This window comes from Mesorhizobium sp. YIM 152430 (genome assembly GCF_029210365.1).
In the GTDB taxonomy this organism is placed as follows: domain Bacteria; phylum Pseudomonadota; class Alphaproteobacteria; order Rhizobiales; family Rhizobiaceae; genus Aliihoeflea.
This window is the reverse complement of the sequence record NZ_JARGES010000027.1, coordinates 389989-412250: the sequence shown is the minus strand read 5'-3', so window position 1 is coordinate 412250 and position 22262 is coordinate 389989. Positions and strand designations below refer to the sequence as shown.

At 64.4% G+C, this 22262-nt stretch carries 18 protein-coding genes; 8 read left to right on the top strand and 10 right to left on the bottom strand.

The window, feature by feature from the left end:
- The first annotated feature begins 4 nt into the window (after positions 1-4).
- Positions 5-685, top strand: coding sequence for a DsbA family oxidoreductase (locus tag PZ895_RS09745; RefSeq protein WP_275838812.1), 681 nt, complete (start codon positions 5-7; stop codon positions 683-685).
- On the opposite strand, the gene mfd is transcribed toward PZ895_RS09745, so the two are convergent.
- Positions 686-4180, bottom strand: coding sequence for a transcription-repair coupling factor (gene mfd / locus PZ895_RS09740; RefSeq protein WP_275838929.1), 3495 nt, complete (start codon positions 4178-4180; stop codon positions 686-688).
- 1 nt (position 4181) lies between these two features.
- Entirely contained in the window at positions 4182-4463 is a 282-nt protein-coding gene (locus tag PZ895_RS09735; RefSeq protein ID WP_275838811.1) for a succinate dehydrogenase assembly factor 2, read from the bottom strand.
- 93 nt (positions 4464-4556) lie between these two features.
- Between PZ895_RS09735 and recG the strand changes: the two genes are divergently transcribed.
- On the top strand, positions 4557-6665 hold the full coding sequence (recG, locus tag PZ895_RS09730) for an ATP-dependent DNA helicase RecG (protein WP_275838810.1): 2109 nt from the start codon (positions 4557-4559) through the stop codon (positions 6663-6665).
- On the opposite strand, the gene PZ895_RS09725 is transcribed toward recG, so the two are convergent.
- Positions 6643-6999, bottom strand: a complete 357-nt coding sequence (locus PZ895_RS09725; protein ID WP_275838809.1) for a DUF423 domain-containing protein — start codon at positions 6997-6999, stop codon at positions 6643-6645. The genes recG and PZ895_RS09725 overlap by 23 nt on opposite strands.
- A gap of 108 nt (positions 7000-7107) precedes the next feature.
- Here PZ895_RS09725 and lexA point away from each other — a divergent pair, with 108 nt between their 5' ends.
- Entirely contained in the window at positions 7108-7812 is a 705-nt protein-coding gene (lexA, locus tag PZ895_RS09720; RefSeq protein WP_275838808.1) for a transcriptional repressor LexA, read from the top strand.
- 22 nt (positions 7813-7834) lie between these two features.
- Here the strand turns inward: lexA and PZ895_RS09715 are convergent, their stop codons facing one another.
- Positions 7835-10171 carry a ComEC/Rec2 family competence protein gene (locus tag PZ895_RS09715; protein ID WP_275838807.1) on the bottom strand — a complete coding sequence of 779 codons (2337 nt, stop codon included), beginning with the start codon at positions 10169-10171 and terminating at the stop codon, positions 7835-7837.
- 117 nt (positions 10172-10288) lie between these two features.
- Between PZ895_RS09715 and gltX the strand changes: the two genes are divergently transcribed.
- Positions 10289-11713: a glutamate--tRNA ligase gene (gene gltX, locus PZ895_RS09710; RefSeq protein WP_275838806.1), complete on the top strand. Its 1425-nt coding sequence runs from the start codon at positions 10289-10291 to the stop codon at positions 11711-11713.
- Between the two features lie 152 nt (positions 11714-11865).
- The gene (gene gltA, locus PZ895_RS09705; RefSeq protein WP_275838805.1) at positions 11866-13155 is read left to right on the top strand and encodes a citrate synthase; all 1290 of its coding nucleotides are present in this window, start codon (positions 11866-11868) and stop codon (positions 13153-13155) included.
- Positions 13156-13202: 47 nt separating this feature from the next.
- Here gltA and PZ895_RS09700 read toward each other — a convergent pair whose 3' ends face one another.
- The gene (locus PZ895_RS09700; RefSeq protein ID WP_275838804.1) at positions 13203-13853 is read right to left on the bottom strand and encodes a hypothetical protein; all 651 of its coding nucleotides are present in this window, start codon (positions 13851-13853) and stop codon (positions 13203-13205) included.
- A 156-nt stretch (positions 13854-14009) separates the two neighbouring features.
- Here PZ895_RS09700 and PZ895_RS09695 point away from each other — a divergent pair, with 156 nt between their 5' ends.
- The 3 genes from PZ895_RS09695 (at position 14010) to PZ895_RS09685 (ending at position 16535) form a co-directional block, all read left to right on the top strand.
- Positions 14010-14282 (top strand): DUF4212 domain-containing protein, encoded by a 273-nt coding sequence (locus tag PZ895_RS09695; RefSeq protein ID WP_275838803.1) that lies wholly within the window; start codon positions 14010-14012, stop codon positions 14280-14282.
- Positions 14283-14297: 15 nt separating this feature from the next.
- Positions 14298-16097: a sodium:solute symporter family protein gene (locus PZ895_RS09690; RefSeq protein ID WP_275838802.1), complete on the top strand. Its 1800-nt coding sequence runs from the start codon at positions 14298-14300 to the stop codon at positions 16095-16097.
- Between the two features lie 75 nt (positions 16098-16172).
- Complete coding sequence (locus PZ895_RS09685) at positions 16173-16535, top strand: YggT family protein (protein ID WP_275838801.1); 363 nt, start codon at positions 16173-16175, stop codon at positions 16533-16535.
- On the opposite strand, the gene PZ895_RS09680 is transcribed toward PZ895_RS09685, so the two are convergent.
- From PZ895_RS09680 to PZ895_RS09660, 5 genes are all read right to left on the bottom strand, one after another.
- On the bottom strand, positions 16519-17325 hold the full coding sequence (locus PZ895_RS09680) for an ATP12 family protein (protein ID WP_275838800.1): 807 nt from the start codon (positions 17323-17325) through the stop codon (positions 16519-16521). The two genes, PZ895_RS09685 and PZ895_RS09680, sit on opposite strands and share 17 nt — an antisense overlap.
- 17 nt (positions 17326-17342) lie before the next feature.
- Positions 17343-18266, bottom strand: a complete 924-nt coding sequence (locus tag PZ895_RS09675) for a DMT family transporter (RefSeq protein ID WP_275838799.1) — start codon at positions 18264-18266, stop codon at positions 17343-17345.
- Positions 18266-19243: an RluA family pseudouridine synthase gene (locus PZ895_RS09670; protein ID WP_275838798.1), complete on the bottom strand. Its 978-nt coding sequence runs from the start codon at positions 19241-19243 to the stop codon at positions 18266-18268. The genes PZ895_RS09675 and PZ895_RS09670 overlap by 1 nt, the downstream gene beginning before the upstream one ends.
- A gap of 92 nt (positions 19244-19335) precedes the next feature.
- Entirely contained in the window at positions 19336-20655 is a 1320-nt protein-coding gene (locus tag PZ895_RS09665; RefSeq protein ID WP_275838797.1) for a replication-associated recombination protein A, read from the bottom strand.
- 12 nt (positions 20656-20667) lie between these two features.
- On the bottom strand, positions 20668-22149 hold the full coding sequence (locus PZ895_RS09660) for a DegQ family serine endoprotease (RefSeq protein ID WP_275838796.1): 1482 nt from the start codon (positions 22147-22149) through the stop codon (positions 20668-20670).
- Positions 22150-22262 lie beyond the last annotated feature (113 nt).

Here is a 22262-nt window from a genome sequence, read left to right as displayed (position 1 = left end):
GCACATGCAGCACATAGCCCCGATCTCGATCGACGTCGTTTCCGACGTCGTTTGTCCCTGGTGCTATATCGGGCTGAAGCGGCTCGATGCGGCGATGGCTCAGGCGAGCGAAATCCCGGTCGACCTGCGCTGGCGACCCTACCAGCTCGACGCCACCATTCCGCCGGAAGGCCGGGACCGGAAACAATACATGCTGGCGAAATTCGGCAGCGAGGAACGGCTGAACGAAATCTTCGCCAGGGTCAGCGAAGCCGGTCGTTCGGCCGGTATCGATTTCGCGCTCGATGCGATCCAGGTTTCACCAAATACGCTCGACGCACACCGCCTCATCCGCTGGGCAGGCTCGGCCGAAAACAATCTCCAGACGGAAGTGAAGAAGCGGCTCATGCAGGCCTACTTCGAGGACGGCCGCAATATCGGAGATCGTGCCGTCCTCGTCGACATCGCGCGCGAAGCCGGCATGGACGCTGCCGTGGTGGAGGCGCTCCTGCCAACCGAGGCGGATGTCGCCGAAACGCGGGCCGAGATCGAAACAGCGCAGCAGATGGGCGTCACCGGCGTTCCCTGCTACCTCCTCGAAGGCCGCTATGCGGTCATGGGCGCGCAGGACCCGGCCGTCCTTGCCAATGCCATCCGGCAAGTTTCCGCCGCCAAGGCACGCGGCGAACTCGGTCCCGCCGCCTGATCAGGCAGCCTTGTCCGCGATCTTCGCCAGTTGCGTCATGATGACCGCCGCGCCTTGCAGCCGCTTGGCGGGCGTCGCCCATTCGCGCACCAGCACGATCGAATGATCGGGACGGATTTTCGCCGCCGCACCCTGCTCGCCGATATAGCGAACGAGGCCGGCAGGTTCCGGGAAACTCTTGTTGCGAAACTGGATGACGACCCCCTTCGGCCCGGCGTCCAGCTTCTCGACATTGGCGCGCTTGCACAGGCCCTTGATGAAGACGATCTTCATCAAGTGCTCGACCTCCTGCGGCAGCGGGCCGAAACGGTCGATCAGTTCCGCGCCGAAACCGTCGATCTCCTGCGGCGTGTCGAGTTCGGCAAGGCGGCGATAGAGCGCCATGCGCAGTTGCAGGTCCGGCACGTAGCTTTCGGGGATCATCACGGCCGTGCCGACCGCGATCTGCGGCGACCATTCGCCGGAGCCCGCATCAACGTCGCCCTTCGTTTCGGCGACGGCCTCCTCCAGCATCTGCTGGTAGAGTTCGAAACCGACTTCCTTGATATGCCCGGACTGCTCTTCGCCGAGAAGATTGCCGGCGCCGCGAATGTCGAGATCGTGGCTGGCAAGCTGGAAGCCCGCCCCGAGCGTGTCGAGCGATTGCAGAACCTTCAGGCGGCGGTCGGCCTGCTGGGTCAGCATCTTGTTGGCCGGCAGCGTCAGGAGCGCATAGGCGCGCGACTTCGAGCGGCCGACGCGGCCGCGGATCTGGTAGAGCTGCGCGAGGCCGAACATGTCGGCGCGGTGGACGACGAGCGTGTTGGCGGTCGGGATGTCGAGGCCCGATTCGACGATGGTCGTCGACAGGAGCACGTCGTACTGACCGTCGTAGAAGGCGTTCATGATATCGTCGAGTTCGCCCGCAGGCATCTGGCCGTGGGCTGTCGCGACCTTCAGTTCCGGCACCTGTTCGTCGAGGAACTGTTTGATCTCGCCAAGGTCTGAAATGCGCGGGACGACGTAGAAGCTCTGGCCGCCACGATAGCGCTCGCGCAGCAGCGTCTCGCGGATCACCAGCGGGTCGAACGGTGCGATGAATGTGCGCACCGCCATGCGGTCGACCGGCGGCGTTGTGATCAGCGAGAGTTCGCGCACGCCCGTCAGCGCCAGTTGCAGCGTGCGCGGGATCGGCGTCGCCGAAAGCGTCAGGACGTGGACGTCGCTCTTCAGTTCCTTCAGCCGTTCCTTGTGCTTGACGCCGAAATGCTGTTCCTCGTCGACGATCAGCAGGCCGAGATTCTTGAAGCTGACGGCCGAGCCCAGGAGCGCGTGGGTGCCGACGACGATGTCGATCGTGCCATCGGCGATGCCCTTCTTGGTCTCAGCGAGTTCCTTCGAGCCGACAAGTCGCGACGCCTGCCGCACCTTGACCGGGAGCCCGGCGAAGCGTTGTGAGAACGTCTTGAAATGCTGGCGCGCGAGCAGCGTCGTCGGCACAACGACGGCGACCTGAAAGCCTTCGAGCGCGGCGATGAAGGCCGCGCGCAGCGCCACCTCGGTCTTGCCGAAGCCGACATCGCCGCAGATCAGGCGGTCCATCGGCCGGCCGCGCGCCAGATCGTCAAGCACCGCGTCGATGGCGTTCTGCTGGTCGTCGGTCTCGTCATAGGGAAAGCGCGCGGCGAACTCACCATAGACGCCGTCCGGCGGCGCCATTACAGGCGCGGGCCGTAAGGTGCGCTCGGCGGCGATGCGGATCAGGTGCCCCGCCATTTCGAGCAGGCGCTTCTTCAGCTTCGCCTTGCGCGCCTGCCATGCCCCGCCACCAAGCTTGTCGAGCGTAGCCTCGGAGCCCTCGGCGCCATAGCGCGACAGAAGCTCGATGTTCTCGACCGGCAGGAAGAGCCGATCGTCGCCGGCATAACGCAGTTCCAGGCAATCATGCGGCGCACCAGCCGCCGTGATGGTCTGCAACCCGACGAAGCGGCCGATGCCGTGGTCGGCGTGAACGACGATATCGCCGGCATTCAGCGCGGCAACTTCCGCAATGAAATCAGAAGCCTTCTTGCGCTTCCTGGAACGACGCACGAGCCTGTCGCCGAGCATGTCCTGTTCGGCGACGACGACCAGCTTGTCGGTCTGGAAACCGCTTTCGAGCGGCAAAATTGCAAGGCCGATCTTGTCGGCCCCGAGCTTTTCGAGTTCGGCAAGCGATGCGACGCGCACGACGCCTTCGAGTTCGTGCTCGCCGAGGATTTGCGCAAGACGGTCGGACGAGCCTTCCGACCAGCCGGCGACGAGGACCTTGCGCTTGTTTGCCCGCAATTCGGCGATGTAGCGCGCGGCGCGGTCGAAGACGTTGATCGACGGGTCCGCGCGTTCCTCGGCAAAGGAGCGTCCGGCTTCCGAACCCGCATGAATGATGCGGCGGCGGTCGACTTCCGGTGCGGCGAAAGGCGTGAATTCGAGGACGTCGCGGCCCTCTCCGGCCGCCTTCACCGCATCTGCCGAGAGGTAGAGCGCGTCCGGCGGCAGCGGCTTGTAGGGAACCGCCTCGCCGACGCTGCCCGACGACTGCCGCTTGCGCGCATCGTAATAGTCGCGGATCAGCGTGTGCCGCTCACCGATCGCCTCGCGTGCGAGATGGTCGAAGATTACCGGCGTGTCCGGCAGATAGTCGAAGATCGTCTCCACCGTCTCGAAGAAGAGCGGAAGCCAATGCTCCATGCCGGCAAAGCGCCTGCCCTCGCTGATCGAGGCGTAGAGCGCGTCGTCGCGCGAAGGGGCGCCGAAAAGTTCGATGTAGTTGCGGCGGAAGCGGCTTATCGTGTCGGGCGTCAGCGCGATCTCGCTCATCGGCTGGAGCCGCAATTCGCGCCTTTGGCCGGTCGTGCGCTGCGAGGCGGGATCGAAGGCGCGGATCGATTCCAGCGTGTCGCCGAAGAAGTCGAGCCGCAGCGCCTCCTCCGCACCGGGCGCGAGCAGGTCGAGAATGCCGCCGCGCACCGCATATTGGCCGACATCGCGCACCGTCGCGACGCGCTCGAAACCGCTCGTCTCCAGCCTTGCTACGAGATCGTTCATGTCGATCTGGTTGCCGGGCTTCGCGCTCAACGTCTGTCCGGCGACGAAATCGAGCGGCGGCATCTTCTGTAGCACCGCATTGGCGCTGACGAGGACGATGGCGCGGTGCGGCGTGGCGCGAAGCGCGGCGATCGACGCCATGGCGTCAAGTCGGCGGGCGACCGCGTCGCTGCCGGGAGACACGCGGTCATAGGGAAGGCAGTCCCAGGCCGGCAGTTCGAGCACCGGAAGGCCGGGCGCGACGAATTGCAGGATTTCGGCAAGGGCCGGGATTTTCTGCCCGTCGCGCGCTACGAAGACGACGGGCCCCTCCTGCCCAGCCGCGACGGCGGCCAGCGCGAACGCCTCGTAGCCGTCGGCGACGCCGTCGACGATCGTCGGTTCGCCGGTGCGCTTGGCCGGAAGGTAAATGGGATTGAGAAGCGTCATGTCAGGTGGCGAGGCTGCGGGCATCAGCGATCATGCGGCGGACGATTTCGTTGTCCTGATGCGGTGGAACGGGCATCTCGCCGGTGATCCATTTGACGATGTCGCCGTCGGATTCACCGAGCAGGGATTCGAACAGGTCCAGTTGTCCCTCGTCGAACGATCCGAGTTCGCGGTCGGCGAAGCCGCCGATGACGAGATCGGCTTCGCGCATTCCACGATGCCACGCCCGGAAGCGCGCTTTCCGCTTGCGGATGTCGAGAAGATCAACGGATGTTTCGGACATGGATGGCCTATCTGCTTGGACCGCGCATATAGCGCCTGGGAAACGCGATGTCAGCCTTTGCGATGCTACGTCGCGTCGATAGTATCCCGCGCTATGCGTCCGGCAGAACTCGATCCCCTCTTCGCACCCGTCACATCGCTCGCCGGCATCGGCGAGAAGACGGCCGAACTGATGCGCCGCATCGTTTCCGCCGACACGACCGGTCGCGACGTGCGCGCGGCCGATCTTCTCTTCGTGCCGCCCCATTCGGTGATTGACCGCACGCGCCGGCCGGGCGTCGCGCTTTCGGGGGAAGGTTCGATCGTGACGCTGGATCTGACCGTCGACCGCCACCAGCCGCCGCCGCGCGGCCGCGGATCGGTGCCCTACCGGGTGTTCGCCTTCGACGAGACCGGCGAGATCGCCCTCACCTTCTTCCACGCCAAGGGACAATGGTTCGAAAAGCTGATGCCGGTCGGGGGCGAAATCGTCGTTTCCGGCAAGGTCGAATGGTTCAACGGTCGCCCGTCCATGGTCCATCCCGACCATATCGTCGCCAAGGCGGACGCCGGCGCCCTGCCCGCGATCGAGCCGGTCTATCCGATGACGGCCGGGCTTTCCGCGAAACTCGTGCGCAAGGCGGTCGCCTCGGCGCTGGAGCGGATGCCGATCCTGGCCGAATGGCAGGACGAGACCGTGCTCGCCCGACACGACTTTCCCGACTTTCGCGAAGCGCTTCTCCACCTTCACCAGCCTGAAATCCCCGCCGATTGCGACGTGGCGAGCCCGGCCTGGCGCCGACTCGCCTACGACGAGCTTCTGGCCGGCCAGATCGCGCTCGCGCTGGTGCGCCTGCGCATGAAGCGCGTCGCCGGCCGGGCGCGGCTGGGCGACGGCACCAAGGGCGCCGCGATCCGCGACGCCCTGCCCTATGCTCTGACCGGCGCGCAACAGCGCTCCATCGGCGAGATCGAAGCCGATCTCGCCAAACCCGACCGCATGTTGCGGCTTCTTCAGGGCGATGTCGGGTCGGGCAAGACGGTCGTCGCTCTCCTTTCCATGGCGCGGATCGCCGAGGCCGGCGGGCAGTCCGCGCTGATGGCGCCGACCGAAATCCTTGCGCGGCAGCATTTTGCGACCATCGCTCCGCTGGCAGAGAAGGCGGGCCTGCGTGCTGCTATCCTCACCGGTCGCGAAAAAGGCCGCGAGCGCGTCGAGACGCTCGCCGCCATCGCCGGCGGGGCGATCGACATCGTAATCGGCACGCACGCGATCTTTCAGGAAAGCGTCAGTTTCCACGACCTCGCTTTCGCCGTCATCGACGAGCAGCACCGGTTCGGCGTCCACCAGCGGCTCGCCATCGGCGCCAAGGGCGCGGCGCCCGACATCCTCGTCATGACCGCGACGCCGATCCCGCGCACGCTCGTCCTCACCGCCTTCGGCGACATGGACGTCTCGCGCCTCGACGAAAAGCCGGCCGGCCGCCAGCCGATCCAGACCGTCACGCTGCCGCTCGAACGACTGTCGGACCTCATCGCGCGGATGCGCCGCGCGATCGACGAAGGCCAGAAGATCTACTGGATCTGCCCGCTGGTCGAGGAAGCCGAGGGTATGGACGTCATGTCCGCCGCCGACCGCCACAAGGCGCTGGCGGAGATCTTCGGTCCCGATGTCGGGCTCGTCCATGGCCGCATGTCGGGCACGGCGAAGGATGAGGCGATGGCGAACTTCAAGGCCGGCCGCACGCGTATCCTCGTCGGCACCACGGTCATCGAGGTCGGTGTCGACGTGCCGGATGCGACGATCATCGTTATCGAACATGCCGAGCGGTTCGGCCTCGCGCAGCTTCACCAACTGCGCGGCCGCGTCGGGCGCGGACAGGCTGCGTCGAGCTGCGTGCTGCTCTACCAGTCGCCGCTCGGCGAAATCGCCAGGCAGCGGCTCACCGTGATGCGCGAAACCGAGGACGGCTTTCGCATCGCCGAGGAAGATTTGAAACTGCGCGGCGAAGGCGAGCTTCTGGGCACGCGCCAGTCGGGAACGCCCGGTTTCCAGCTTGCCCGCCTCGAACATCACGCCGACCTCCTGTCGGTCGCGCGCGACGATGCGCGGCTCTTTCTCCAGCGCGATCCGGACCTTGCCACTCCGCGCGGACGAGCCATCCGCACGCTCCTCTATCTTTTCGGGCGCGACGACGCGATCAGGCTGATCCGCGCCGGCTGACGAGGGCCGACACGGCGACAAGAAGCCAGCCCCCGATCAGGAGCAATCCGCCGGCAGGCGCCGCCATTGGGAACAGCCGGTCGCCGAGGAATGAGCGGGCCGCGATGTCTGCGCAAAAGAGCGCCATGCCAATGACGAGAACCCACGCCCCCGCCCGTTGCAACAGGCCGAACTGGTGGCCGGCAAGAACCATCAGCGCCGGTGCGTGGAAGAGCAGCATGTTCGCCGCCGTGCCGAGCGAGCCTTCCCTGTGCGCCGCCATCGCCGAAAGCGCAACGCCCAGGGCGCCGCAGAGCGCACCGAGGCAGAAGAGAATTCGGTCGGTTTGGGGCATGTCGATGTCCGAGAATATTGAACTTCAAGCGCCTGTTGCAGAACACATGAAGAACGGTTAAGTTTGTTCTGGTTTTGTTTTTCGGCGATTCTCCTTGTAAGGACTGCCATGCTCACGCGCAAGCAACACGAACTCCTGCTCTTCATCCATCAGCGGCTGAAGGAAACGGGCGTCCCGCCATCCTTCGACGAAATGAAGGAGGAACTGGGACTGGCATCCAAGTCGGGAATTCACCGGCTCATCACGGCGCTCGAGGAGCGCGGCTTCTTGCGGCGGCTGCCAAACCGGGCGCGCGCGCTGGAGGTGATCAAGCTGCCGGAATCGATCTCGCAGCCGCAGCGGCGCTTCCAGCCGAGTGTCATTCAGGGCAGCCTGTCGGGAAAATCCGGACCCAAACAGGAAAGTTCGCCGGCGATTGCCGTCACCCGCGCGCCGGTCGAGATTCCCGTCATGGGCAGGATCGCCGCCGGCGTGCCGATCGATGCCATCCAGCACGCCACGCGCGCCGTCGCGGTTCCACCGGAAATGCTTTCGGGCGGCGAGCATTACGCGCTCGATGTCCACGGCGATTCGATGATCGAAGCGGGCATTCTCGACGGCGACACGGTGATCATCCGCTCCGGTCCGTCCGCTACGCCAGGTGAGATCGTCGTCGCGCTCGTCGACGATGAGGAGGCGACCTTGAAGCGCTTCCGGCGCAAGGGCGCGTCGATCGCGCTCGAAGCGGCCAATGCCGCCTATGAAACCAAGATTTACGGTTCCGAACGGGTCAAGGTGCAAGGCAAGCTCGTCGGTTTGATCCGCAAGTACTGATCGAATGGCGGGTGTGCTTGCCTTATTCGCGGCGATAGGGCGCAAGGCCGCGCGCCGCGCGCGAGAACTCCCGGTGGGAATGCCAGGGCCGGTAGGGTTCACTGATCGCGTGGACGATGTCTGCGCCTTCCGCCTTGCGGTGGAAGTGGATTTCCGCGCTTCCGCGCCGTGCAAGGTCTCTCCTGGTGAGGATCGCGGCATTACCCGTGCGGCAGACCTGCCCGACCGTCGCATCGTCGATCACGATCAGCGCGGCAGTGGTGCATAGGGCGAAGGCGGAGATCGCGTCGGGCACATGTGCGATGAGCCGGCCGTCGCGGTCGCGCGCGATGCAAACCTCGTTCGCGCAGGCGAAGCCGGGCGAGGTTTCGGCGCGTAACATGGCATCCCTGATCGTTGCCACATCGACCGGCCTTGCGAACCGGTCCGAATCCATTCCGTGCAGCCAGTTCTGCATCGTGAAGCCATTCGGGCGATCGCGATTGACGTAGAGCGTCCGCGCGGGGCCGGCGACGGCGACCAGCCGCCCGTCCTCGGAGACGAGAACATCGGGCAGATCGCGGTTCGCGATCAATCCGGTTCCGAGGAGCAAGAAGGGCAAGGCGAGCAGGCGAAGCCGGCCCGACATGGCTGTCATGAACATAAGGCCGATCGTCAACACCGCAACCGCCATTACCGGCAGCGATCCTACGGCATCGATCGGTGATCGGGCGGCAAACCAGGACGCGATGCCGGCGACGGCGCCGATGGCGGCGCCCATGACGCGAAGCGGCCATGCCTCCAGACCGAAGGGCATGAGAAGGGCGGAAAAGACGGCGGATGGCATGACCACGGCGGAAACGATCGGCATCGCGGCCAGATTGACCCAGAGAGCGTGAGGGGAAACGCGGTGAAAGTGATAGGCGCCGTAGAGCGTCGTTGCGAGGCCGGCGATTACCGAGGTTGCGGCGAGGCCGAGCATGAATTTGAGCGTTCCCGCACCGAGGCGGCCGATCGCTCCGCGTTCCGTGCGCGCGGTTGCAGATGCGCGCCGCCTCTCGCTCCACCAGCCATATGCTCCGATCAGAGCCGCGGTCGCGGCGAAGGACATCTGGAAGCTCGGCCCCACGACTTCGTGGGGGCTGATCGCTATGACGATGATGGCCGAAATCGCCAGATTGCGCATGGTGATTGCAGCCCGGTCGAAAAGCATCGCCACCAGCATCACGGCGAGCATGATATAGCTGCGTTGCGCTGCCACCGCGCCGCCGGAAATGCCCAGATAGAGCGTCGCGGCGATCAGGGCGACGACTGCTGCGTATTTCTTCACGGGCCGGCGTGAGGCGAAGACCGGAAACAGCGCGAAGCCGCCCCGAATCGCAACGAGCACGGTGCCTGCGACCAGAGCCATGTGCAGGCCCGAAATCGACAATATGTGCGCGAGTCCGGTCTTGCGCAGGTCCTCGTTGATCGCTTCGGGAATGCCGGCCCGCACGCCCGCGATCAGCGTGGCGGCGATGTCTGCTTCCGGCCCATCGAGCACGGTCCGCACGCGGGCGGCGATGGCGAGACGGACGGTTTCAAGCCGAAGCGCCAGAGTCTCGCGCAGACCGGAGGGTGCCGAGGAGACTGCCACCACTGGATCGCGCAGGAAGAAGCCGATCGCGCCGATGCCGTCGAAAAAGCTGTTATAGGCGAAGTCGTAACCGCCCGGCCGAACCGGCCCGGACGGTGGCATCAGGCGGGCAATGCCGACGACCGTCATGCCCAGTTGGAGGTCCGGGGGCACGTTTCGCGCGGACAGACGAACGCGATCGGGGGCATGGCGCAGTTCGGGCCGGGCCGTCGACGTCACGTCGATCGTCAATCGCGTGCGCCCCGTCGCCTGATGCTCGATGCGCACCACACGGCCCGTCACTTCGGTTCCGATCTGCGAACCCAACATCGCCGTGCCGGTCCGCCATGTCTCGATCCCGGCAAGACTCGCGCCCGTCATGGTGGCGATGGCCGCAAGAAGGGCGAACGACAAGGCCGGCCGTCCCCTGAATAGACGAGCGAGCACAAGCAGTCCGGCGAGCATAGACACGACGAGGACGAGCGAGGGTTCGAAGGGCAACGCACCATAGACGATGACGCCGAACGCCATCGCGACCGGCACGAGAACGAAGCCCGTTCCGCGATCCCGTTCTTCGGCCACTGCGCGGGCGGCAATGGCGCCGACGGCAATTCTTCGAACGGACATCTCTTGCCGCGGAGGCGGGGCGGTGTCGAGCCGTGTCCCGCTTCTGCCCGTCACGACCGCCACGCCGACCGCATCATCCGCCTCGTCCGGTGGCGAGAACGCGCGCCATTCCTCGTCGTGACGCGTCTCCCCGGCCATATCCCCTGCCCGCCCGCTTGCGCCTCAAGCCGCCTATGCTACATGAGCCTCCAAGAATGGCCACAGCGCCCGCGACGCGGTCGAGCTGAGCGCCTCCCGAAATTTCCAGGAGCAGTCATGTCCTCGAAGGTCGTCACCCGCTTTGCCCCCTCGCCGACGGGTTATCTCCACATTGGCGGCGCGCGCACTGCGCTTTTCAACTGGCTCTACGCCAGACACACAGGCGGCGAAATGCTGCTGCGCATCGAGGATACCGATCGCGAACGCTCGACCGATGCCGCAACGGCCGCGATCCTCGAGGGCTTGAAATGGCTTGGCCTCGACTGGGACGGCGAGCCGGTGTCGCAGTTCGAGCGCGCCGGGCGGCATCGCGAGATCGGCGAGGAACTCGTCAGGCGCGGCAAGGCCTATTATTGCTACGCCTCGCAAGAGGAACTGACCGAGATGCGCGAGAAGGCGCGCGCCGAGGGCAAGCCGCCGCACTATGACGGGCGTTGGCGCGACCGCGATCCATCCGAGGCGCCCGCCGGCGTCAAGCCGGTCGTGCGCATCAAGGCGCCGCAGGACGGCTTCACCATCGTCGCCGACAAGGTTCAGGGCGAGGTTCGCTTTCCGAACAAGGATCTCGACGATTTCATCATCCTGCGCTCCGATGGCAACCCGACCTACATGCACGCCGTCGTCGTCGACGATCACGACATGGGCGTCACCCACATCATCCGCGGCGACGACCACCTGACCAACGCCGCGCGCCAGACCATCATCTACGAAGCGATGGGCTGGGACGTGCCGGTGATGGCGCACATCCCGCTGATCCATGGCGCCGATGGCGCCAAGTTGTCCAAGCGTCACGGCGCGCTCGGCGTCGAGGCTTATCGGGAGATGGGCTATCTGCCGGCGGCGCTGCGCAACTATCTCGTCCGGCTCGGCTGGAGCCATGGCGACGACGAGATCATGACGCTCGACCAGATGATCGAGTGGTTCGAGATCGAGGACGTCAACAAGGGTGCCGCGCGGTTCGACTTCGCCAAGCTGGAGGCGCTCAACGGCGTCTACATGCGCCAGAGCGACGACGGCGAACTTCTGTCCGCCTTCGAGGCGACGCTGCCCTACCTCCCGGGCGGTCCTGAAATGGTTGCGGCGCTGACGCCCGAGCGTCGTGCCCAGCTTCTGGCGGCCATGTCGGGACTCAAGGACCGGGCCAGGACGCTCGTCGAATTGAAGGACGGTGCGGCTTTCCTTTTCGCCGCGCGGCCGTTGCCGATGGACGAGAAAGCCGTGCAGATTCTGGCCGATGGCGGCCGCGATGTCGTGCGCGATCTTCTCCCGCGACTCGAAGCGGTCGGCGAGTGGAGCGCGTCGCAGACCGAAGCTGCGGTCCGGACCTATGCCGAAGATGCCGGTTTGAAGCTCGGGAAGGCGGCGCAGCCACTGCGTGCAGCGCTGACGGGACGATCAGTCTCGCCCGGCGTGTTCGACGTTCTGGCCGTTCTCGGCCGCGATGAAAGCCTTGGCCGGCTTCGCGATCAGCTCGGAAATTGAACCGGATGCCGCAGCGCAGCATCCGACTGTCGGTGAACTTGGCACGCCGATGCAAATGCGCTAGCTAGAGCGCGCACCGTGACGCGTCCGTTATGCTCCATGACAATGATGCGCTGCCAATAAAGAGTGTTCTGCATGAATGAGGTGTTGATATGACTGAAGGGACGGCGAAACTCGAATTCGGTGGCGATACCCACGAATTCAAGGTGCGGAAAGGCTCGGTCGGTCCAGACGTCATCGACATCGCGACGCTCTACAAGAACACGGGCGCCTTCACCTACGATCCCGGCTTCACCTCGACGGCAAGCTGCGAATCGGAGATCACCTATATCGACGGCGATGAAGGCGTCCTTCTTCACCGCGGCTATCCGATCGACCAGTTGGCAGAGCACGGCGATTTCCTCGAGACCTGCTACCTGCTGCTTTACGGCGAACTGCCGACCAAGGCGCAGAAGGAGGATTTCGACTACCGCGTGACGCACCACACCATGGTGCATGAGCAGCTTTCGCGCTTCTTCACCGGCTTTCGCCGCGACGCGCATCCGATGGCCGTCATGTGCGGCGTCGTCGGCGCGCTGTCGGCCTTCTATCACGATTCGACCGACATCTCAGACCCGCATCACCGCATGGTCGCCTCGATCCGCCTGATCGCGAAAATGCCGACGATCGCCGCGATGGCTTTCAAGTATCATATCGGCCAGCCCTTCGTTTACCCGAAGAACGAGCTTCCCTTCGCCGCCAACTTCCTGCACATGTGCTTTGCCGTGCCGTGCGAGGACTACAAGGTCAATCCGGTTCTGGCGCGCGCCATGGAGCGCATCTTCATCCTGCACGCCGACCACGAGCAGAACGCGTCCACCTCGACCGTGCGCCTTGCCGGCTCGTCGGGTGCCAACCCCTTCGCCTGCATCGCGGCCGGCATCGCGTGCCTCTGGGGCCCCGCCCATGGCGGCGCCAACGAAGCGGCGCTCAACATGCTTTCGGAGATCGGCTCGGTCGACAAGATTCCCGAATTCATCGCCCGCGCCAAGGACAAGAACGATCCGTTCCGCCTGATGGGCTTCGGCCACCGCGTCTACAAGAATTACGATCCGCGCGCCAAGATCATGCAGAAGACGACGCATGAGGTTCTGGGCGAACTCGGAATCAAGGACGATCCGCTGCTCGACGTCGCGATGGAACTCGAGCGCATCGCGCTCACCGACGAGTACTTCATCGAGAAGAAGCTTTATCCGAACATCGACTTCTATTCGGGCATCACGCTCAAGGCGCTCGGCTTCCCCACCACCATGTTCACCGTTCTGTTCGCGCTCGCGCGCACGGTCGGCTGGGTTGCGCAGTGGAAGGAGATGATCGAGGACCCGAACCAGAAGATCGGCCGCCCGCGCCAGCTTTATACGGGTCACGCCGAACGCGACTACGTGCCGATCGCCAAGCGCTGATCGACGACTTCCCGAAATGACGAAGGGGCGCCGCGCGGCGCCCCTTTTCATGTCCGGTTCCGAAAATCGGCCGCAACCGCCTCCCGGTCGACGCGATTGCGATAGTCGCGCCGGATCTCGATCCACGCGAATTTCAGCGAATTCTCGACGATCTCCCGGTCATAGGCTTTGAGCTGCGGGGCGATCGGTGCCCATTCGACCAGAGTGGACGGGCTCGTATCGAAGACATTGCCGCCGGCGGCCACATTGTCCCAGTGGAGCCCCTCGATCCGTGCCTCGAACGCGCTGCGCCACTCCTGCTCCGCGCCGGCATGGGCGAGCTGCTCGGCATTTTCCCGAAGGCCGCTCGAATGGCAACGATGCGCGAGCATGTCCTTTTCGTCGCGCGACAGCCGTCCCTGCGCTCCGACGTCGGCTACCGCGAAGATCGTCATGTCGGACAGGCAGGCGGCGAAGATGTGGGCCTTGGCGATGTTGACCGAGGCGATGAACTGGTCGTCCTCGAACATCGACGGATAGCGCGTTCCCATCCGCGTTTTCAGATAGCCGTAGAGCTTTTTCTGCGAGACAAAGGCCGAGCGCGCCGAGACGAAGTGCTCGAAGGTCGCCACAGTGTCGAGCGGCTGCGAGCGCGCCTTGAGGCCGAACAGAGCCGCCAGAACGCGACCGGCCTGCTGCGCCTTCTCCAAAATTGCCACGACCTCACCTCCCTGTGGGTACGACCAATGTCTCAATTCCATTCGCCGGGTACTTGACCGACACTTTGCCGTCACGATTGCGATTCCATCGCCGGGAGGCGGCAATCGGGCTGTTGGCGCAGAGGTCGCTAACACAATTTGAGGGAGGAGGACACCATGTCCGCTGACAATAGGGAAATCTCCCAGGATGTGAGAGATCGCTACTGGGCCAAGACCAGGAATCTGACGGTCGTCATTTTGATTCTCTGGTTCATCTTTTCCATCGTGGTTCCGCTGATGGTGCGGCCACTCAACGAAATGACGTTTATGGGCTTTCCGCTTGGCTTCTACATGATCTGCCAGGGCTCGCTCATTGCGTTCGTCCTGCTCGTGTTCTTCCAGAACTGGCGGCAGGATCAGATCGACGACGAATTCGGCGTCGGCGATTAAGGGGGGATTGACGCAATGAACGGGAGTTTTCTCGACAATCTGGGCCGGGTCTACGGTCTCTACACAGGCGGCTTTCTCGTCTTCATCCTGCTGATGGCCGTCCTTGAACAGATGGGCGTCGGAGCCGATACGATCGGCATCCTCTTCGTCTCCTTCACCATCTTCATCTATGCGGCGATCGGCTGGCTGTCGCGCACGATGGAAGTGGAAGCCTATTACGTCGCCGGCCGCCAGGTGCCCGCCGTCTATAACGGCATGGCCACGGCTGCCGACTGGATGTCAGGCGCATCCTTCGTCGCAATGGCCGGCGGCATCTATTTCGGCGGCTACAGCTATCTTGCCTTTCTGGTCGGCTGGACCGGCGGCTACATCCTCGTCAACTCGCTGATGGCGCCCTACCTGCGCAAGTTCGGCTGCTACACGGTGCCAGACTATATCGGCACGCGCTATGGCGGCAATTTCGCGCGCGTTCTGGCCGTCATCATCCTGGTTGCCGCATCCTTCACCTATGTGACGGCGCAGATCACCGCAACCGGCACGATCGCCGCGCGCGCTCTGCATATTCCGTTCGCAGCCGGCGTCTGGTTCGGGCTTCTCGGCATCCTTCTGTGCTCCATGCTCGGCGGTATGCGTGCCGTCACCTGGACGCAGGTCGCGCAGTATATCGTGCTGATCATCGCCTATCTGATCCCCGTCATCTGGATGTCCAACGTCCAGGGCTTCGGCATCATCCCGCACTTCTCCTACGGCGAAGCGGTGCAGGTGATTACCGATCTGGAGGCGCAATACGGGCTGACGGCGCCGCCGGAAGGCGTTGCCGGCATGAAGGCGCTGACCACGCCGCATGTCGCGCCAGTGGGCGGAATGGCGGAATGGCAGTTCATCACGCTTGCGATCTGCATGATGGCGGGCACGGCATCACTTCCGCATATCCTGATGCGCTACTTCACCACTCCGTCCGTGCGTTCGGCGCGCAAGTCGGTCGCATGGTCGCTGCTGTTCATCTTCCTGCTGTACTTCACGGCGCCGGCGCTCGCCACTCTGACCAAGCTTCAGCTTCTCGATCCGTCCCTGCCGACGGCCATCATCGGCAAGTCGATCGAAGAGGTCCAGGCGCTCGCCTGGGTCCAGAACTGGAGCAGCGTCAACTTCCTGGCGATCGTCGACCACAATGGCGACGGCATTCTCCAGCTCAACGAGTTCTTCATGCGCGAAGACATCGTCGTGCTGGCAACGCCGGAAATCGCGGGCCTTCCCTATGTCATCTCCGGCCTCGTGGCCGCAGGCGGCATGGCGGCTGCCATGTCGACGGCGGACGGTCTGCTGCTCGCCATCGCCAACGCGCTCAGCCACGACCTGTACTACAAGGTCATCGACCCGAAGGCCGACACGGCGCATCGCCTGATCGTCGCGCGCGTCCTTCTGGTGGTGATCGGTGCCGCAGGTGCCTTCATGGCCGCGATGCAGCTCACCGGCATTCTCGGCGCGGTCGCATGGGCGTTCTGCTTCGCCTGTTCGGGTCTCTTCTTCCCGCTCGTCCTCGGCGTGTGGTGGAAGCGGGCGAACACGCAAGGCGCCGTTGCGGGCATGGCAGCCGGCTTCATCTCCGGTTCGATCTACCTTTGGTATGTCTATACCGGCGGCACGCCGATCCTGGGTCTCAACGACCTGCGCTTCGGCATCATCGGCATGGCCTTCAGCCTCGTCGCAATGGTCGTCGTCACCTTGATGACGCCGGAACCGGATGCCGAAATCCAGCGCATGGTCGATGAAACCCGTATTCCGACGGGCAAGCCGATCCTCGACCCCCACTAGATCCGGGTTGAAAACACCGCAGGGGCGGGACATCGTCCCGCCCCTGCCCTTTTGTCTCAGGTAACGATTCGGTCGATGGAACAGGTACTTGGAAATTTCCCGCTTTGGGTGATCGTCGTCGATTACGTGCTTGGCGTCGTCATGTGGACGCTGATCGGCCGCGCGGCGATGAACGTGTTCCTGTCGGAAGATTCGAACTTCTTCTTCATGCGCTTCTTCGTGCGCTCGACGAACCCCATCCTGCGTGTGTTTCGACCGATCACGCCCGGCTTTCTGCTCGATCCCCTGATTCCGCTTTACGTGGCGTGGTTCTTTTTCCTGTTCCGCTTCTACGTCATGCCGTGGCTGCTCGGCTATTCGGTGATGGGCATGTTGTCCTTCCCGCTCGAAAGCGAGATCGCGCGCGCCATCCAGATGTTCCTTACGCCGCGGCCTTAGACTTCAAGGCGTCGATCAGCGCCGCTGCCGCCAGCAGGTCGCGCTTTTTTGCGGCACGCATCTTCGAGGCTTCCGCGTCCTCGCCCCATTGGGCAATGTTCCAGTCCTCATCGACATGGGCGTATGCCCAGGCTTCTTCGGAACTGATTTCACCGGCGTCGACCGCCAGTGCGATCAGCGCCGATCCCGTCAGCGATGTGATGACATGAAGTGCCGAGAGGCGGAACGGTTCCTCGCGCATTTTGAGGTGAACGCCCACCGCGCCGATCGCCTCGCGCGGCTGGTCGATATGCATCACGCCTTCGGCAAGGACGAAGCGGGCGCCGAGGCTCGCTCGGGCCCAGTCGATGATCCGGTCCCAGGCTTCGCTCTGGCGCTCGACGAGCGAGTCCGGTCCATCCGCGCGATAGCAGACGAGGTCGCTCGACGAGTAGCGAAGAATGTCTTCCAGCACGGCCTGGGTATCGGTCGAGACACCGTCGATCGCGGTGTTCGCAATCCGTAGAACCGGCATGTCGAAGGGATTGATCTCGTCGGTTTGCGCCTCGAACTCGTCGGCGACGAGTCTGGCCGCCGCCTCGGTCGGCAGGGCGAGCACGGCGCGGCCTGGCGTGCGGACCTGCTTGCCGTCGAGTTCAACGACGAAACTGCCGCTCTCGCCATCCTGCCGGACCGACGCAGCCTTGTAGAATCGCTTGGGTAGTGGCGTGCGCATCTGCTTTTGCGCCCGCTTCATCGGGTTCTCGTCCGAGATGAAAGGGGTGTCGAGATCGCTCAGGATGTCGCGCATGGTCGGTCCTCGAAAGTTCAGCCGGGCGGAATCCGGCGGCGCACCGGACGGTTGACGACGAAGAGCCCGGCGGCGATCAGCGTCAGCGCCGCGAATATGTTGATCGACAGCGGTTCGTTCAACAGGAAGCCGCCGCACAGAACGCCGAAGGCCGGCGTCAGGAATGCGAAACTGGCTAGCCCCGTTGCAGGATAGGTGCGGATCATCCAGAACCACAGGATATAGGTGAAAGCGACGACGAAGACTGCCTGAAACAGCAGCGCGCCTGTGGCGAGCGCCGAGACGTCGCGCAGGATCGCTCCGCCGAACGGCAGCAGTGGAATCGCGAACACGACCGAGACGACGAGCTGATACATCAGCGTCTTTTCGGCGCTTGCATCCGCGAGCTTCGATTTCTTGATGACGAGCGTCGTCGCGCCCCACAAGATGCCGGCGATGAGGCACATAACATCGCCGCGCAGGGCGGAAGCGTCAGGAAGGCTGAGCTGGTCGACGAAGACCAGGGTCACCCCGGCGAATGCCATCGCCAGACCGAGAAACTTCGTGCCCGTGATCCGTTCGCCGAGGAGAAAGTGCGCGCCGATCAGCACCCAGAACGGCATCGTATTGATCATCAGGGCGCCGCGCGCCGCCGTCGTATAGTCGAGGCCGAAGAAGATCAGGATGAACTCGACGGCGAAGAGAACGCCGGCAAGGATGCCGGGCCACAAGGTTCCGTCGCGCTCGAAAAGGCGTATGCCCCGCCAGACGCACCAGCCATAGACCAGCACGGCCGCAATTGCCGAACGGGCCATGGTGAGAAATATCGGGCTATAGCCGGTGTTGGCGACCTTGATGGCCACCTGGTTCAGGCCCCACGAAAAGGTCAGCATGATCATCACCGCGACGGCGAAGCCATCGATGGCTTCACGACGGTCGATTGCCGTGCTCGCCTGGCTCATCAGTCGTCCGCCGAATTCTCGTCGAAGCCGAGCAGGTTCCAGCTCTGCTTCATGTGCGGGGGCAATTGCGCGGTCACGTCGATCTTGCCGCCATCGGGATGCGGAATGACGATGCGGCGCGCGTGCAGATGCAGGCGCTTTTGCATACCGCCCGGAAAATCGTAGTTCTTGTCGGCTTCGAAATATTTCGGGTCGCCGAGAATCGGGCAGCCGATATGGGCGGCATGGACGCGAAGCTGGTGCGTGCGCCCGGTATAGGGCTCCATCTCCAGCCAGGACATGGTCTGCGCGGCCTGCTCGACGATGCGATAGAAGGAGACGGCGTGGTCGGCGCCCTTCTCGCCATGCTCGGCGACACGCATCCGGTCGCCGTCGATCGTCGATTCCTTGACCATCCAGGTCGAAATCTTGTCCTCACGCTTCGCCGGCACGCCCTTGACCAGCGCCCAATAAGTCTTCTTCGTCTCGCGGTGACGGAACGCTTCGGCAAGCTTCATCGCCGCAAGGCGGGTGCGCGCGACCACGAGAACGCCCGACGTGTCGCGGTCGAGCCGATGGACGAGCCTTGGCTTTTCGCCCTTCTGGCTGCGCAGCGCTTCGAGCATGGAATCGACGCTGCGCGTGATGCCCGATCCGCCCTGAACGGCGAGACCGGCCGGCTTGTCGAAGACGATGACCTTCTTGTCTTCGTAGAGCGTCATCTTGGCCAGGACGTCGCCGTCTTCCTCGCCGCGCATCGTGCGCGCGGTCACCGGCCCGATCTTCCGATCCACGGCCATCGGCGGAACGCGGACCTTCTGGCCTTCTTCGAGGCGCGTGTCCGATTTCACGCGAGCGCCATCGACCCGGACCTGGCCCGAGCGCAGCAGCTTTTGCAAGGGACCGAAGCCAAGCCCCGGAAAATGCACCTTGAACCAGCGGTCGAGGCGCATTCCGGCCTCGTCCTTTGCGACTGCGAGTTGTTCGACGCCTGCCATTCTTCCACTCTTCCTGCGTATGAAGACGGGCCATAGCATTGCTTACCCGCTGGCGCGAGGTTCAAGCCCTGGAAAACTGAAATCCGACGTCTTCAGCGACGCGATTGGCGTTCGGTGCGCAGTTTCTGCCAGTAATCGAGGCGTTTTCGGATTTCCCGCTCGAAACCCCGATCGGGCGGATCGTAGAATTTTTGGCGCCCGAGCGCCTCGGGGAAATAGTCCTGACCCGAAAACGCATCCGGCGCGTCGTGGTCGTATTCATAGCCGGTGCCGTAGCCTTCGGACTTCATCAGCTTGGTCGGCGCGTTGAGGATGTGCTTGGGCGGCAGGAGCGAACCGTTCTCCTTTGCCGCCCGCATTGCAGCCTTGTACGCGACATAGACGCCGTTCGATTTCGGTGCCGTCGCGAGGTAGACGCAGGCTTCCGCCAGCGCCAGTTCACCTTCCGGGGAGCCGAGATAATCGTAGGCGTCCTTGGCCGCGAGCGTGATTGCCAGCGCCTGCGGATCGGCCAATCCGATATCCTCGGATGCCATGCGCACGAGACGGCGGCCGAGATAGAGCGGATCCTCGCCCGCATCAAGCATCCGCGCGAGGTAATAGAGGGCTGCGTCGGGGTCGGAACCGCGCACGGATTTATGGAGTGCCGAGATCAGATTGTAGTGGCCGTCCTGTCCCTTGTCGTAGACCGGCGCCCGGCGCTGGACGATGCGCTGGATGCCCTCGGCGTCGAAGATCTCGTCCCCCGCGGCCGCGCGCCAGATTTCCTCGGCGAGCGTCAGCGCCGCGCGCCCATCGCCGTCCGCCATGCGCAGGAGCACCGCGCGGGCTTCCTCGTCCAAAGGCAGGGGCCTGCCTTCCGCCGCTTCGGCGCGCGCCAGAAGGCGCTCGATGCTGTCGCCGTCCAGGGGATGGAAGGTCAGCACCCGGGCCCGCGACAAGAGCGCCGCATTGAGTTCGAAGGACGGGTTCTCCGTCGTCGCGCCGACGAGAATGACGGTGCCGTCTTCCATCACCGGCAGGAAGGAATCCTGCTGCGCGCGGTTGAAGCGGTGGATTTCGTCGACGAAAAGCAGCGTCTGCCGGCCCTGGCTGCGCCGCAGGCGGGCCGTCTCGAAAACCTTCTTCAGATCGGCGACGCCGGAGAAGATCGCCGAGATCTGCTCGAAGGCGAGCCCCGTATCGCCGGCGAGCAGGCGCGCGACGGTCGTCTTGCCCGTTCCCGGCGGCCCCCAGAAGATCATCGAGCCGAGCGTGCCGGAGCGCCCCATCCGCGTCAGCGCTCCGCCCTCGCCTGTCAGATGCTCCTGGCCGACGACATCCGCCAGCTTCTGGGGACGAAGCCTGTCGGCAAGCGGCTGGCCGATCGGCCGCCCGCCCTGATTGTCATCCGTGGAGAAGAGATCGGCCAAAGGGTTCGTCCGTCAAAAGCGCAGAGCCTGGCGCAGCAAACGCCCCTCGCGCTCGAGTGTAAAGCGCCACCAGCGCGTCGGCGCCGATGCGGCCTCGTCAAGCGCTTCGGGACTGTCGATTTCCGCGCCGTTGACCTCGTGCACGATGTCGCCTGGCCGAAGGCCAAGGCTCGCGGCGGGCGACGAGCGCTCGATCTCGACGATCGCCACGCCTCGCGCCCGATCCGGCAGGCGCAGGCGCTGGGCAAGGCGCGGAGACAGGGTTTCCACCGTCGCGCCGGCGAACGGACTCGATCCTGCGATCGTCACCGCTCCACCCGCAGCCCCTTCCGGCGCGCGGATCAGCGTGATGTCGACATTGCGCTCCTGCGCCTGGCTGAGAACGCCGAGCTTGGCCGTCGAGCCGATGGCAAGCGTTGCGAGCCGGTAGCCGAGCGCATCGGGATGCTCGATCGCGCGTTCGTTCAGCGCCAGCACCACGTCGCCGGGGCGCAGGCCCGCACCGGCCGCCGGTCCATCTGCCGACACGCTGGCGACGAGGGCGCCGCGCGGCCGTGCCAGCCCGAGCGCCTCGGCGATCTGGGGCGTCACCGGTTCGAAAGTCGCTCCGAGATAGGGCCGTTCGAAATAGTCCGAACCACTCTTGGCCGCGTCGACGACGGCGCGGACCATGTTGGACGGGATCGCGAAGCCGATGCCGATCGAGCCGCCCGACTGGCTGAAGATCGCGGTATTGATGCCGACGACCTCGCCGCTCATATTGACCAGCGCGCCGCCCGAATTGCCCGGATTGATCGCCGCATCCGTCTGGATGAAGAAGCCGAAATCGGAAATGCCGATATGGGTGCGTGCGAGCGCGGAGACGATGCCGCTCGTCGTGGTCTGGCCGACGCCGAACGGATTGCCGATGGCAAGAACGAGGTCGCCGACTTCGAGCGCGTCGGAATCTCCAAGCACGATCGACGGGAACGCTTCGTCGGCCTCGATCTTGAGGATTGCGAGATCGAGCGATTCGTCCTTGAGCAAAATTTGCGAGGTGAATTCACGTCCGTCCGGCAGCGCCACGCGCACCTCGTCGGCATCGCGGATGACGTGATTGTTGGTCACTACATAGCCCGTGCCGTCGACCATGACGCCCGAACCGAGGGACGACTGGACGCGCGGCGGCATCTGCCGGTTGAAGAACTGCTCGAAGAACGGATCGCCCATGAAGGGCGAACGGCTTCGTACCTGCTGGGAGGCGTAGACATTGACCACGGCGGGCGCGGCCTCGGCCACCAGCGGCGCATAGGAGAGTTGGACCTCTTCCTGGCTGAACGGAAGCCGCCGCTGGAGCCGCTCGTCGTTCGGCGGGGCATCGGACGAACCTTCCGTGCGCTCGCTGCCGAAGCCGAAGAGGTCGAGCAGGTTTCGGCTTGTCTGTTCCTGCGCCTGGACGAGGCCCGCAGCCAGTGCCGTCGCGGCAATCGTCAAAGCCAAGATCAGTCGGCGCATCGCGAATCCCCTTGTCGTTTCGCGGTCAATGTCGTGCCCGATTGTGCAAAATGGAAGGCCGCAAATGCAGAAAGGGGCCCTTGCGGACCCCTTCCCTCAATCGTGTGACAGGA